At 38.8% G+C, this 15,414-nt stretch carries 9 protein-coding genes; 3 read left to right on the top strand and 6 right to left on the bottom strand.

Going from position 1 to position 15,414, the window contains the following annotated elements; translation table 11 throughout:
* Positions 1 to 206 precede the first annotated feature (206 nt).
* Positions 207 to 548: a hypothetical protein gene (locus MSBR3_RS08230; RefSeq protein ID WP_048107488.1), complete on the bottom strand. Its 342-nt coding sequence runs from the start codon at positions 546 to 548 to the stop codon at positions 207 to 209.
* A gap of 340 nt (positions 549 to 888) precedes the next feature.
* On the opposite strand from MSBR3_RS08230, the gene MSBR3_RS08225 reads away from it, so the two are divergent.
* A complete protein-coding gene (locus MSBR3_RS08225; RefSeq protein ID WP_052723333.1) occupies positions 889 to 2,169 on the top strand; it encodes a right-handed parallel beta-helix repeat-containing protein in 1,281 nt (426 codons plus the stop codon).
* A 165-nt stretch (positions 2,170 to 2,334) separates the two neighbouring features.
* Here the strand turns inward: MSBR3_RS08225 and MSBR3_RS08220 are convergent, their stop codons facing one another.
* Entirely contained in the window at positions 2,335 to 2,973 is a 639-nt protein-coding gene (locus MSBR3_RS08220) for a GNAT family N-acetyltransferase (protein ID WP_048107487.1), read from the bottom strand.
* 841 nt (positions 2,974 to 3,814) lie between these two features.
* The gene (locus MSBR3_RS08215; RefSeq protein ID WP_155396763.1) at positions 3,815 to 4,216 is read right to left on the bottom strand and encodes a hypothetical protein; all 402 of its coding nucleotides are present in this window, start codon (positions 4,214 to 4,216) and stop codon (positions 3,815 to 3,817) included.
* 486 nt (positions 4,217 to 4,702) lie between these two features.
* On the opposite strand from MSBR3_RS08215, the gene MSBR3_RS08210 reads away from it, so the two are divergent.
* Positions 4,703 to 4,993 (top strand): hypothetical protein, encoded by a 291-nt coding sequence (locus MSBR3_RS08210; RefSeq protein WP_048107485.1) that lies wholly within the window; start codon positions 4,703 to 4,705, stop codon positions 4,991 to 4,993.
* Positions 4,994 to 5,011: 18 nt separating this feature from the next.
* Here MSBR3_RS08210 and MSBR3_RS08205 read toward each other — a convergent pair whose 3' ends face one another.
* A complete protein-coding gene (locus MSBR3_RS08205) occupies positions 5,012 to 6,175 on the bottom strand; it encodes a S8 family serine peptidase (RefSeq protein ID WP_080942250.1) in 1,164 nt (387 codons plus the stop codon).
* 358 nt (positions 6,176 to 6,533) lie between these two features.
* Here MSBR3_RS08205 and MSBR3_RS08200 point away from each other — a divergent pair, with 358 nt between their 5' ends.
* Entirely contained in the window at positions 6,534 to 6,929 is a 396-nt protein-coding gene (locus MSBR3_RS08200; protein WP_048110207.1) for an SET domain-containing protein, read from the top strand.
* A 454-nt stretch (positions 6,930 to 7,383) separates the two neighbouring features.
* Here the strand turns inward: MSBR3_RS08200 and cobN are convergent, their stop codons facing one another.
* A complete protein-coding gene (gene cobN / locus MSBR3_RS08195; RefSeq protein WP_048107484.1) occupies positions 7,384 to 12,126 on the bottom strand; it encodes a cobaltochelatase subunit CobN in 4,743 nt (1,580 codons plus the stop codon).
* Between the two features lie 1,813 nt (positions 12,127 to 13,939).
* A complete protein-coding gene (locus MSBR3_RS08190; RefSeq protein WP_048107483.1) occupies positions 13,940 to 15,220 on the bottom strand; it encodes an outer membrane protein assembly factor BamB family protein in 1,281 nt (426 codons plus the stop codon).
* Positions 15,221 to 15,414 lie beyond the last annotated feature (194 nt).

Raw genomic sequence — 15,414 nt, 5'->3', positions numbered from 1 at the left:
AAATCATAAATTCAGAAAAGTTGTTTTATCCCAAAATTATTTCACTTTTTTAATTTTTCTTCTATTGCGTTATATTGGACTTTCAAACGGCTTTGGATCTGCGAAATCATTTCAGGATAAACACAAACTGCCTTTTATCGAGAGCAGCCGGCGAATAGATCCAGTACCCTCTTATGACAGGTTTGAGAATCCGAATTCCTTTGGAATTAGTGGACAGCTATTTGTTGGATTCCAATTAAACCAAGTGTATTATTCAACGTGGTTCCCGTAATGGTGTATTCTGCGGTTGCCGGGTTGCCTTTCTCATATATGAATTGCTGCTTAGCTTCGTTGTCTTTGCCCGCAACAACAATGGCTTTCAATATAATGGTTGAACCATTTGGAACACCTAAATCCCCTGGGTCAACTTTTTTTGTTTTGCCGAGTGTGATACCGTCTGTTTGTTCTGATTTCTTCCAATTAACGCCGTCTGATGTGTATTTAAACTCCATCTTGACAACGAACCCACCTCCGTTATGGAGGGAAACATGTCCGACTTTGTCTGTCATAATAACCACTATTCTAAAATCCTTACAATGTATATAAAGATATTGTAAAAGTTTGACAGTAAGGTCTTCGCGTAACGAAAAAAAATTCCAACCTACCAGTAGATGATTTTATTTCATTACTAACAGTAATTATCGGACAGCCTGTTTAAGGTGGAGTTACCGTCAACAATTTGATTTTATAACCTGAGTTAATGAGAATGATTTACTTTCTTAATTTGTTATCAACATAATGGAATTATTTAAATAATTACTATAAGATTTTATAGTTATTAGAATTCTTTGTTTGATTATGTCGTTGTTTTGTCTACTCATCTCATAACATATCTTAGGGACCTAAAAAATGAAAACATTTTCCGCTATCATTTTCTCTATCATTTTATTTATGTTACTGTCACCTGGAATAGCTGGAGCAGTAAACCAAAATGACATTAACCAGGAGCTTCAGCAGGGAGGTATAATTCACATTCCTGCCGGAACTTATATTTTGACAGATTCAATAATTCTTCAATCTAACACTATTTTAGAAGGTGAATCCGGAACTGTGATTAAAATTCCGGATCACGCTGGCTGGCCTGCATGGAAACCATTAATCTCAGGAAATGGTGTCCAAAACGTCACAATCCGAAGTTTGGAAATTAATGCAAATAGCAACGGAAATTCAGAAACCCCGCATGGTGCAGGTTATTATAACTGCATCCATGTAGTCGATTGCGATAATTTACAGGTTTATAACTGTACTTTTCACGATAGTCTGGGAGATGGCCTGAGAACCAAAAGATGTGAAAACATTAAATTTTATAATAATCTTGTTTACAGACTCGGACATGAAGGCTTCTTTGGCATTGAGAGTCAGTATATTGAATGTTTCAATAATCGAATAACTACAAGAACAAACAGTGGCCTCAGGATCTGGAACTCTGCAAACGTCAGGTTCCATGACAACGTTATAGATGCGCAATTGGATGCCGGTGGAGGTGATCCTGGAATCCAGATCGAAGATTCCAAAGGCACTGTAGGTAATGTAGAGATCTATAATAATGTCCTTAATAGAACATGGGGAAAAGGTATCTGGTTAGTTGCCTATGATTCGGGAGTCTCAAACATCCAAAAGGTTCTGATTCATCACAATTTATTCTATGAAATCGGACAGAGTTATAATATTCCATCTACAGGAGGCATAGTTAACGATGGATTCCAGGGCACCCTGATTTATAACAACGTTTTTGACGGGGTGAAAAACAACGCCTTTAGAAATCAAGTCGGAGGACAAGGCACAGTAATAAAAGATAATGTTTTTACAAGTACAGTTCAACACACTTCAATTTCTCAAACGGGAACAGGCTATGCGATTGCTGATCTGGTAGGAGCAAATCTTTCTGTAACTAACAATTCTTTTTACAATAATGAAAACGGGAATGCATGTCAAACAGGTATTTCTAATGCCGATTTTAAAGATCCTGAAACTCATCGGACTTCTTCAGGTTGGACCTGGACAGGCTCAACATGGACATGTAAGTTTGTAAAACCAACGGAATTGGGCTCTATTCCACTTACTACAACCATCAGGTTACGACTAATGGCAATAATATACAGCATATTGTATTGTAAATTTTTTAACTGAACACAATATGAAGTATGTAAATATGGAGCTGATCCCAAACTCAAAATTGCTTCTCTTAATCCGATAGACCGTCTCATCTCTATGTTTTTTATTTTTTTGCGTTTGATGGGGAAGCGATTGTTAGATGAATTATACTGTTAGATAAATGTTACTTTTATATGAGTGTTACTTCAGGTATGATCTTACTGCAATTGAGAATATCTCCTGAGAGGGCATGTATCTTTTTTCTTTATGTTCAAATTTTTTGTCATACTTTTCTGCATCAGCTTCATTAATTTCTAATACCGGACTATATTTATACTTCCAATTATGCCCTTTAACAGTTCCTTCCTTTAATTCTAAAGCAAGCATTCCGTAAGGATATTCACCATTCATGTCGCTAATATTGAAATCTTTACTGCTTTTAAAACCGTGCTTGCAATAGTTATGGGGGTCGCCGAATATAACAATCACACCTATTCCATTGTTTTTAGCAATATCAATTGTGTGGTGAATTAATGCACTGCCTACACCTTTCCGCTGATATTTCGGTAATACACTTATTGGGCCAAAACTCGCAATTTCTATCTTAATTCCATCTTCCGAATACAACCAGGCTTTGGTGTACATAATGTTACCAATTATTTCACCGTTGTATTCTGCAACAAAATCAAGTTTCTTAATAAAATCAGGATGATTTCTCATAATATGTACTAAATAATGTTCGTTACAGCCAGGTACATAGAGGTTCCAAAATGCTTCTCTTGTCAAGTTTTCGACTTGATTGAAGTCCTCTGCTTTTTCATTGCGAATTGTAAAATCCATGATTAATTCCTTTTTTGTTTTATTCGGTATAAGCATCTGATTAATGTTAATTACAGTAATTTAATGATTTTAAATATCAGTATATTGGGCAGTAGATCATTTAAATGCAGTAGTCTTTGCCTAAACTTATTGTATTTTTTCTTTTTATCCCAATAAATAATCTTCAATTACAACTTTATTCAGGCAAAAATTATGTGGCTTTACGAAAACAGCTGAATATGATATATATAGATCCTTTATGGCTGCGTGGTGACTAGATCACGCAGCTTAGGAGTCGTCACAGAATATACTATGCACAAGTTTCGATAATTGAATGTCTTGATTTTCAAGATCATTTCATCAATTGAAAATCACTTTGCAAATAATCTGCGTAATTTATTTTAATACAGTCGCTTCTAGTCAAGTTACACAAAAACAAGTTGTTCATATCCAGAGCTTAATTCCATAAAACAGGAATTTTGATACCAAGTTGCTTCCAGAGATTATGGAAAGCAAAAAACCCTGGTGGAAGTTCTGGCAATTTATATCTTGCATAGTGAAGCCTACAACACTGTCTGCCTCATATTATCTGTTTTACGGTATTTCTCAGTCCTGCTCTCTGTAGATCTTGGAAGTTGAGCACATCTGTCCCGATTTTGTACAAAAAGAGAACAGTTAAAGGCTGTTCAGATCAAAAAAAGCTGTTTAGTTGGCTGAAGATTCCATTAGGAATCTTTACATCGATGTCCACTTCAGTTGAAGTAGTGGTGCCTGAACTGGAAAAGGGGTTATGGGATAATTTCTTATAATCAAATACAGGGCTCAGAATAAGCTGTCCTTTACTCTCAAGTTAATCCAGGATTTACTCCGTATTTTTTGAAATCTTTCCCATTACGTGTTTTCCTGCATACGTCAATGCAATTAAGTATACACCAAAGAATCGGTCGGATTCTGGGAAAAATATCTGTGGAATTGATGTCATGAGAACAAAAAGTCCTAATGCAAGCCACTTAATTGCGTTCAATATTCCTGTTGATGGATCATTAGAATAAGTGCGTTTTGTTTTATAGTATGCCCATACTCCTAGAAGAATAGACACCATAAAGCATAATGCGGCTAGAGATAATATTACTTTTATTAATGAACCGTCGTCAATCAGTGCACCGTTTTCGTATTGGTTAAAATTGATTTCTTTGATCACATATACTACGAGCCATAGTAGTAACGTAGAGAACCCGATAATTTGTATTATTCTATCATTCATAGAAAATGAAGATGGTTCGATTTTATTATAAGTCCGAAGACTTTCAGTACCCAATCAATCACCTTTCCCAAAACATAACGATTAACAGTAGGCACGTCTTCCTAATTTATCTTTCTATTTTTAACAAATTTTTACTGAAGCTTTTCTGAACTCGATCATTCCATAGGTTACGGTCATCGATAGGAAAAACTAGGGCTGAAAATTGACCGCAATAGAGATTCTGTAATCAAAAAAGCAGGAAGCTTCTAAGGTGATCATGCTTTCCAATTAATAAATTCCGGTAAGAGTTCATGTAATTCTTTTCATTGTGTGTAGGAAAATAAGTAAAGAGAATAGGTTTTTAAAACCTTTTTCTAAAAAGGGAGGATACAGCAGGCCGATAAATGGGAGTTTTAGTAGGGGTCTTTGTGAAAACAATCTGATTTAGGAGGTAGCTTTTACGTCTGAAATAGAACCATCGACCTGCCAGGATAACAATACAGTCGTATGTATAAAAATCTTCTGATAATTATAGTCAGTAAATATCTTACTGATTACCTTACTGATTACCTTACTGATTACCTTACTGATTACCTTACTGATTACCTTACTGATTACCTTACTGATTACCTTACTGATTACCTTACTGATTACCTTACTGATTACCTTACTGATTACCTTACTGATTACCTTACTGATTACCTTACTGGTCATCTTACTGATTATCTTACTGATAGCCGAATTTGTAATGTTTTTAAAAGTATTTCTTTTTTATCCAAACTAGTCAGCTTAAGATAAAACTATCTCCAGTGTTTTTTAGGATACTTTCCGATTTTTCATCGTTGTTTCACAGGTACTGTCGGCTGCTGAAGCTTCTGCATTCACAAGTCCATATCCGTACAGATTATCTCTTCCTGAAGTACCGAGATCTGTAGCTGTTTGTGCAAGCCTGCTTCTTATATTGTCATTGGTAAAAGATGGGCTTGCTGCCAGAACCAGTGCTGCAGTTCCTGCAACATGAGGACATGCCATGGATGTTCCGCTTAACGAAGCCCAGCCATCCTGATAGGTTGAGAGGATATTAACGCCTGGCGCAGCAAGCTCAACAGCTGGTCCTGTACTTGAAAATGAGGCCCTTTTATTCATGGAATCGGTTGCAGCAACTGCTATTACTGAACCGTAGGCTCCGGGATAATCTACAGAATCTCCTGTTCCTCTTTCATTTCCATCGTTTCCAGCAGCTGCAACCAGCAGAATTCCGGAATCGTATGCTCGTGAGCATGCTGTTTCCAGTGCTGTCACTCTATCGTTTGAACCCAGACTCATGGATATAATCTGAATATCGTTTGAAGTATCCGCATCCTTACAGGTATCAATTGCCCATTCAATTGCAGATATCAAGTCGCTGACATTACCGCTTCCTGTACCATTAACAGTTTTAAGTGAATAGAGATTTGCTTCAGGAGCAACGCCGATAACTCCTATATTATTATGTGCGGCAGCAATGATACCGGCACAATGTGTCCCATGCCCGTTATCATCAAGAGGATTGGCATCATCATTTACGAAATCATATCCTCCTTTATAATTGTCACGCAGGTCAGGATTATTATAATTAATTCCGGTATCAATTATTGCAACGTTTATTCCAGTCCCTTTGTTACCATTTGTATGTACCACTGGAGCCCCAATTCTAGTTATTCCCCACGGTACGACCTCTTCCAGTACACTTACTTCATAGTCCGGTTCTATGCATGCGATTTTGTTATTTTTTTTCAGATCCTCAATTGCCTGTTCCGGAAGGTCAGCAGCCACTGCAGGTATGTACTTGTAGCTGTGCGTTACTTTTCCATGAAGCTGTACAATTTCTGGATCAGTTTTATCTTTAAAGCTTATGATTACCGGTGCTGCCCCAGCAGTGGTGATCATTAAACTGCTAACAAAAATTAGCGTCGTAAACAACATTACCCTTTTCCACATAAATATTCAAATATTCATTATTTTATATAACACTTGCCAAATATTATGACAAAATAAACATAATTAGCATTATTTGAGTATTTATTGCAAACATATATCAAAAGGTCAAAATTATCCACAACGTACAAAAACTTGACTTATAATTTGCAGCAAATTCATAACACTGCCATTTTCAAATAAAACGAGATAAAGTACTATCTTTAATGTCAACATATACCTGAATTTCAGAAATGGAAAAGAAAAGAGCATTGTTAAACATTGAACTAGATAAATTATGTATTATGAAATATGGTTTGGTTTTTATAATGCTACCATTATCATCGAAATACTCAAATATTTTAACTCACACTTTTTCCTTATGCTGTTAACAAACACAAAAATAGGGCCAAGTAAGATAAATGGTATTGGTCTTTTCGCTAATCAATTTATTCCAAAAGGAACTGTAATATGGAAATTTCACTCTGGATTTGATATCAAAATTGATAAAAATGAACTTGCTAAACTACCGGAGACAACTAAAGAATGTTTTTTGAAATACGCATATCTTAATCCGGATACAAATAAATATATTCTATGTCTTGATGATGCTCGTTTTTTTAATCACTCCGATGATCCTAATTGCATAGACGAAACTCCCGAAGAAGAGAACGAAGGAATAACTTTCGCTGCAAGAGATATACAACAAGGCGAAGAGCTTACTTCTGACTACAGAAAATATGATGCCGATTATGACTACAAAATGAGCATCCCTTGATTTTGAATTTGATGACTGAATAGCTGCCAATATTTCTATAAATTTAAAGTCAAATTTTTGAGTACTGTAATATAATGGGTATTTTGAAATGGGCTTGTAGCGTCAAGTTTCAAGGTTTAAATCGAGCTTAGTGAAAACAAGTTTAGAGAGAATTCCTATAGAGTCATTATAATTAGTCTTCAATATGAACAAAGGAAAACAAGCAAATTTCAGAAAAATTTGTTATATGAATTTAAAGTTCCGTTGACCATTATCCAATTGTAGAACATCCAATTGTAGAAATGGTTTAAATTTTAAAACATGCTCTAAGGAAAAATAACCATATAAAAAATCAAAAAAGAAAATGGAAAAAGAAAACGAAAAAAGAAAATGGAAAAAGAAAACGGAAAAGAAAAGAGCATCAAATGAAAGCTCTCTTCTTTCAATGTACTTTTACACCTTCTTTTTATTACTTTTACACCTTCTTTTTATAGAATCCGAGATAGATTCCACCAATGGCTGCTACTACGAAGAGAATCCCAAAAATATCGGAACCCGAAAATGAGAAACCGCTATTATCTGGCTCGTCTGTAGAGTCTTTTTGCATTTCATAGCCTTCAACATAATCCTGGTCAGCAGCTGATTTTGAGACCTCGGGAGCAGGTTCGGGAGAATCGACTCCGTATCCTGCATCGCTCTCTACAACAGTCTGATTGCTGCTCCCTGTACTCCTAATTACAGGCGTCGAACTTCCTTTATTCCCGCTACTGCTGTGTTTCTCACCACTGCTGCTTTGTTTTTCAGTCTCTTCCTGTTCAAGAGATTCCTGCGTAGCATTTTCTATTGCTTCGCTAAAACCCGGGACTGAGACCATGCCTGATACGTAGCTGTTGAGAAGGGGGTTTCCGCAGGTATGGTGGCAGCAAGTAACCCCATCTTCAACTACGGATTCTTCATATTCCGTGGCCAGGCTTTCGAGTACCTCATCCGAAGCATCCCAGTTCCCTTTGCGGGCAGTCTCCAGCATCCGGGCTGTCATGGCCTGGTAAGCATAAGGATTATTCTGCTTAACCCAGTCTCTTAGTTCCTGATCTGCCATGTACGTCTTATATACCTGGTTCCATACGTCATCACTGATCAAGTCCGGGTTCGTAGCTTCCCAGCCCCAGAGGTTCTCAACGAAATCCGACATTTCCCTGGCTCCTGCATAACCGTTACCCTGCATACCTTCGATCCATTTTGAATTGAAATATCTGGAGTATGTTTCTCTCGTGAGAAACTTTTCCAGGGTTTCGGTTTTCTCGTCTCCGTTTGTCAGCATGTTCGTGATATATGAATCAGGATACTCTCCTCCCGAAACATAACTGACCGCAAGATTCAGCCCTCCCATGTACTGGAAAAAGTCATCGTTGTCCAGGGTTCCATAGAGGTTTGTACTCCGGCTGTGTACTGTAGCTTCAGTTCCTTCAAGGTTCTTTTCAAAAAGTTCCTTCAGGTTTTCGCCCCATACATCTTCTCCGTAGGCATTGCACATCTTGCTAATGTAAAGCTCTGCAAGTGCGCCATTGGTTTCCCAGGTATCACTTGCAGAAACTGCATTGGGAAGGCCTGTGCCGTAGGCGCCATCCGAAGACCCGAAAATCCTGAGCAGGGCAAGGTCCAGAGCTTCACTTTCATTAAAGGAACTTTCACTCGCCAAAGAAGATTTCAGAGCATCTGCATTTTCCCTGACATAATTGGGAGAGTCTTCCTGGGCATAAGCCAGTTTTACGGCCTTGTCCAGCAAGCGAACCTTGTCAGGGTACATGTCTCTGTAAAGGCCTGAAATTTGCATTACCACATCAATTCTCGGTCTTCCCAGTGTTTCCATAGGAATAGCTTCCACATCAACTACCCTGCCGCTGTTCCACACAGGCTTGACCCCTAGCAAGTAGAGGATCTCTGCTTCCATAACCCCTTCGTGCCTTGTGGTTTCTCCTGCCCAGAGGACGTAAGCCACCTTTTTCGGGTAGGCTCCGTGCTCGGCAACGTAGGCTTCAAGCATCTGGTCAGCCATTTCCTGCCCGAGAGTCCAGGCAGCTTCTGTCGGCACTATCCGCTGGTCAAAAGCGTAGAAATTTCTTCCTGACGGTAGAGTTTCAGGATTTCTTACAGGGTCGCCTCCGAGGTTCCCGGGTATAAAACTGCCGTTCAGGGCTTTAAGAACCTGATTGATTTCCTCTTCCCCAAGAGACAGATTTTCAGCATATTCTTTCGCACTGGAAAGGAAGGTATTGACGGTTTCGTTTCCTTTCCCAAGTACCTTCTTCTGGGCATTTGTGGAGTTGACTCCCTGGTTCAGGACCAGGTCAAGCAGATAAAGCTGGGCTCCTTCGGTTTTATTGAATTCATTAACCGAATCAGCAAACTCAGTACCTAGCATGGAATTTACCATGCCCACAAGCTGCTCTCCTTTCGGGCCTGTGCCCAGGACATGCAGCCCGTAAGGCATGGACTGGCTCTTATACTCGTCCAGAAGATCTTCAAGCCCTTCCAGGAAAGTGGTATTAAAGTAAGTCTCGTTGTTTTCTGCCTCTGTCATGTTGAAATCTTCATCCAGGGAAAGAGACTGAGTCAGGTTTAAAACCTCAGACCTGTGAGCCGCTTTAAGGGAAGCGTTTGTATCTGCCTGTTCATAGTTCTGGATAGCTTCGCTCAGGTTTGCATAATCCCCATAGCTTCCTGCTGAAAGAATCGGCGGGACAAGATGGTCAATTATGACTGCTCCTCCTCTGCGCTTTGCCTCATTGCCTTCACCAAGCCCGTCCATGACATAAGGATAAACCACGGGCTTATCACCTATCATCAGGGAAGGCCAGTCATACCGAGAGAGCCCAAACTCTTTTCCAGGCAGCCATTCCTGGGTCCCATGCCTGCCGAAGTGGACAAGGGCATCACTGCCGAATCCCCCTTCTTCCTTGGAATGCTGGAGCCAGAGGTAGAAAGCAATGTACTGGTGGTGAGGAGGTAAATCCTTGTCATGATAAAGAGCTTCGTTATCATCAAGCCAGCCTCTTGAAGGCTGCGGAGCCAGAATAATATTTTCCCCTACCTCGATTCTGGGAATTACGAGGTATTTTCCACTCTCGTTTTCCCAGACCATGATCTTTCCAGGAGCCGGACCCCACTGGTCAATGACCTCCTGCTGTCTCTCTTCAGGTAATTCCGAGAACCATTGCTCATAGGTACTTTCGGGAAGGAGAACTACTTTTCCGGTATCAACCAATTTCTGGAGTTCCCCTGGAGCCCAGGTTCCTATGTTGATACCCTGAGTAAGCATCAAATTCAGGAGCTCGGTCTCGTTAAGGGACTGGCTTTCATTCAGGTCGTAACCGTCTTTAGCCATAGCATCAAGAAGGTTGGACAAACTTGGAATAACATCGAGATAAGAAGCCCCTATATTATCCTTACCTCCTCCATGATTATAATAGATTATAGCAACTTTTTTGTCCGACCCCGGAATTTCACTAAGGTTTACCCAGCTTTCCACGCGGTCAACAAGCCAGTCTACCTGGTAATCTATGGAAACCGAAGTCTCGGTCTCTGTTTCGGGATCTACTTCCGTTGCAGCCATTATTATAGGGTCAATAGCTCCCCAGAGTTCCTGCAAGTCGAGCTTCATCATCTTGTCCGCAGGAAGCGGTCTGCTGTTGGTTTCATACTCGGTTTTGTTCATGTAATTGTCAATAATGCCGTTAATTACAGGTACATCGAGATCTTCGGCATCAAACTTGTTGCCAAAGTACGTAAATGAAATAATCGCATCTACAAGAACCTCATCCCCCTGCTTGAAAAAATCACCTGAGGATAGGTTATCGGATCCATATGTGGCAATAACATTGTAGCCTTTTGCTTCCAGTTTTGAGATCAAGGCATCAATTGGCTCAATCTGGAATGGGAAATAGCTCTGGTACATGGTAATTGCAACTGTGGGCTTTGCAGGATCGTATACATGCCCTCCATCACTTCGGTTTGAATACCATGCAAGGTAGGTATCCAGAGAATCGGTAAAGTAGCCTGTCATGTTCGTGTGATAGATCGCTCTTTCAGGAAGCGTATGCGGCTCCTCGTACTGCAGGTCAGACCTGCCGCAGCAGTCACTGGCGATACAGAATACGAGATTTTTCAAATTATCCTGTTCATAAGCCCCGTTAAGCCAGTAGTTGTTCAGTTTTTCCCTGTAGCTCTCAATCTGGTCTTCAGGAAGCGGGATACTCTCATTCAAAAGGGTATCATCATCAATAACCACACACCCGTTAGTAATTGCACTGTCCACTGTTGGTGTAAGCTTCTGGGCTGTTGAAGGACTGAGCATATTGATGTATATTATGTCCATCGTGCTCAGGTCAACATCGTTTTCCATCACATAGTCAGCCATAAAGCAGTTAAGAGTAAGGTTTAAGCTGCTGTCATTGTTGAGTTTTTCCATCAGGTTTTTGAGAGGGAGCTCATGGCTCCTGTATCCGGTTACTATTGCAATGTTCAGATTCTGGTTGTTGCTGGAATTACTCTGAATCTGGCTGGAATTACTCTGAATCTGGCTGGAATTACTCTGAATCTGGCTGGAGTTCTCCTGAGTTTTACTGGAGTTACTTTGAGTCTCACCGGAATTATCCTGAGTTTCACTGGAGTTACTCTGAGTCTCACCGGAATTATCCTGAGTTTTACTGGAGTTACTCTGAGTCTCACCGGAATTATCCTGAGCTTCCGTTCCAGTTTCCTTTAACAAAAGAACTTTTGTTGAACCTAGAGGTATAGGGTCAGCATTCATCTGTTTCTGACGAGTGAATCCGCTAATTTTGGCACTGCCAGACGGGTTAGCCTCACTGCCAGACATTTCAAAAAGAGCCTGCGATTCGTTTTCATCGATATCCCTGCTTGAGGTATCGAGGTTCACTGAAAGATCCGCTCCGTTCTGAATCCGAATTTGTTCATCGGCACGGCGCCATTTGTCCTCGTTGTAAAGAGCTATAAGCGTATAATCTCCGTCGGGAATGTCGGAAAACAGGTAATTACCTTCAGCATCACTTGTTGTACTGGCAACAAGCTCATATTGAAGATCCACGCTTCCAGCTGCCGAAGATATCGAAAATAGCATTAAAAACATTAAGAATGCCATTATCGAAGCCTTAATTTTCTTGTTCAAAAGACTTATTTCTTTATTCGACTTTTCATTCATAACCTCTACTCCAGAAAATAATTTACCGTTCAGTACTTCGCAAAATAATTGACTTTCTATTATTTAAAAAATAATTTAAAATGTGTTGTTGTGAGGATATTATTACTATGAGACTGCACGCTTTTTGCAAGAAATCCTTTACTCTTTCACTTTTCAATTCTTCATCAGTAGACATGAAAAATTAGATTAGTAAGAAAGAGAAATAGCATTGTATATAAGTAACTAAAGTAAACTTTACTTCTCAATGCAAAGAAAAACATCATTTAACACCTGTTATTAAAAAACATTTTAAAGAAAAATAGCCTCACAAGTTCTCGATTCCTCACCTCAATATGTAAACAATTACGTAACTTCAGCTCAATTTTAGTTTACTTGTATAAAAGACTAAGATTTTGGGTAATAATCTTTAGCCAATAAGGTAACAATAAATAGGAAATAGGCCAAAGAATTTCCTAAAGTGCTATTTATTGAATTATAATTGGTTTAATAGGCGGACTTGCAGTACAAATAAAATATTTTGAAAATTCATACTTATAAAAAACAAAATATAAAAATTAACAAAATATAAAAGTTAATAAAATATAAAAATTACAAAGTTGAAAATTAGCAAAGTCAAAAGTTTGTATAAAATAAAAGGGACAGATATTCAAGATAAATATATCTTACGTTAAGGTATTATTTAAAATGAAAATAATTATAATTTATGAATAATTCAAATTAATAGAAAGTAATTACAAAAAACGTTTTTTTGACTGTGTTCCTCTTTCCTTATGACAAGTTTATATGAACAATATTAATAGAAACAATTTCGTGGATCAGAGACAATTTCATAGATCATTTTTCAATGTTGCCTTTAAAGATCAAACTTATTATCGTTTTTGTTAGACTTATATCCTGTTACTAAGATTACAGTGTATAGGTTCCAAAAATAAATCCATTTTAATGTGAAGTCCATTGATTCATAGATAGATTCAAAAATTTCAGATTTGTGGATGTACTTTGGAACCGATGTGCTGAAAAATGGAAGTAATGGTGTTAAACCAGTTTAACTCATTATGACCACCTGCTAACTGATAATACAAGAGTTAAGCAGTATACCTTCCATAATACCTCCTTAAGAACTCTTCGTTCAACCCAAATGAAAAAGACCAGATACAGCCAGCACAGCCAAGTTTATGTAGAAGATACTGAAAGCAGGTATCAGCTGCATAATCTATGAACCTCACTGAAAAATAGTTCCGTACATTTTCCTTAAAATTCAAAAAACGCAAAAAAGACCTGAAAGACAATTAAAGGCCCCTTTTCTGGGGTCTCAAATACTCTTTAATTTCACGTTTTTCTCGGATGACGGTTAGCCTGCCACTTCAAGGAGTCCGAATTCCTTTCCTGAATACGCCACTTATAAGGAGTATACAGGTTCCGCACAGGCTAACCTAACCCCTATGAAAACATAGGAGGAAGTCTATAACGAAATGGGGAAATATATCTTTTTCGCATGATTTAACGTTCATTTTTGATAAAGGCGTTACTTGATTTAAAAAACAATCTCAAGCCTGAAGATTCTAGCTGATAGAGCGAAAAATATGAAATAAAACTTGGAAGCCTTTTCCTTTTTTGTAATTAATAAGCAGGATATTAACTAACAAGCTAAGAATCGTTAGCTATAAGCTTTTATTCAGTCTAATATCTCTATAGCTTGTTACGGGATATTCAACTTAAAATACTGAACTTCTATTAAAACAATGAACAGTTCTTTGTGAACTGATCTCAATAAAAAATAATACGCAAAGGTTTTCACCTTTGCAATATCTTTTTAATTAACCTTGTAAAGATAGCCATCGTCATTTCCGAAGTATGCATAATTGTCGGATATTGCTACGCCTGCAAGGCTATATGTAGCATTTGGTGGTCCAACGGATGTGATGCTATAGCTGCTACCTGAATCTGTTATGCGATATATAAGCCCATCTTCATCATTACCTGTAACAAATATCAGCGGGTTGTTTATACCGTCATCGGCGACTGCTGGTGAGGACTGGATATTACCAATAAGTGAATTCTGAGGCGCTCTCCAGATGGTAGTCAGAGTGGTAGCATTCAAACAGTACAAACAACCACCATTAACCATAGAGCCACACCCCACATAAATCCTGTCATCAGCCGCGTTGTATGCTGGCGTTGAAGTGCTACTATATGCCATCTGGGAGCTTGTTGTGTGTGTGCCTAACATACCGGTGTTGGGATTAATTGCAACGGCATGCGCATATTTGTCTTTCCCAGCGACATATATAAGCTGATCATCCGTATTATAAGCAGCAGATGATCGTATCTGTTTATTTGACAGATCTTTCTCATCAACTTTTGTTCCATCGGAGATATAGACAGATGTCAATGTCCCAGCATCGTCAGGATATACTAAAAAGTCTCCCACAACTACGGCGCCTGCCCAGTAGTAGCCACCACCCGTTGTGCTATCTCGACTCCAAATCTCAGTACCATTATCTGCATAGAAAGCAAAATATGTACCATCATCGCTCAGGTTAACCGGGTCGGTCGCGCTCATGTTGACGGTTCCTACGAAAAGCTTTCCTACGCCGTTGTCATTGTAATATGTGACGGGACAGGAACACTGCTGTGCTGCCGGAGCAAAGTTTGTACTCCACTTCGTAGTCATGTTGTTGGCATAGACAGCTGTAATTTTTTGTTGATTAGAACCAAAGCCACTGTCCACGACATAAATGATATTGTTGCCATCTGAAGCGGGGTTAGCATTCTGGATTCCTCCTGCTGTCACTATAGCGGGGCTACACTCAGCTACATAATTAAGTGTAGATTTTTCATATTTGTAGAGATTGCTTGCTCCTTCCACATATACATAGTCACCCAGTATAACAGGAACAGTCTCAATTCCACTACCGGCAGGGATGTTCCCATTTATGGAAATAGTGGCATCATCAGGTCCGTCATCGGTTGTTATACCTGTATGTTTTTCATTTTTCTGGAACTGTGACCAGTTACTTGCGGCTGCTACCGATGAAAATGCCACAAGCATTACCATTACGCATGCTAACATTGAAAAATGTTTATTTTTCATTATCCTATTCCTCTTTTTTCTTTAATGATCCGTAGAATAACTATTCCAGCTATACCTTCTCCTCCCCTGGAAAGTCTACTGTTTCAAATCTATGATGTTGAAATGTCCTAAACTTTCCAACTTCGTGATTTTATTGAAGGTCTCCCACTTCTGTTTTTTGACTATCGAACAAAAATAATAATTGTATAATTTTG

Source organism: Methanosarcina barkeri 3 (genome assembly GCF_000970305.1).
In the GTDB taxonomy this organism is placed as follows: Archaea; Halobacteriota; Methanosarcinia; order Methanosarcinales; family Methanosarcinaceae; genus Methanosarcina; species Methanosarcina barkeri_A.
The sequence above is the reverse complement of the archived record's forward strand: the minus strand, read 5'-3'. Positions and strand labels throughout refer to the sequence as shown.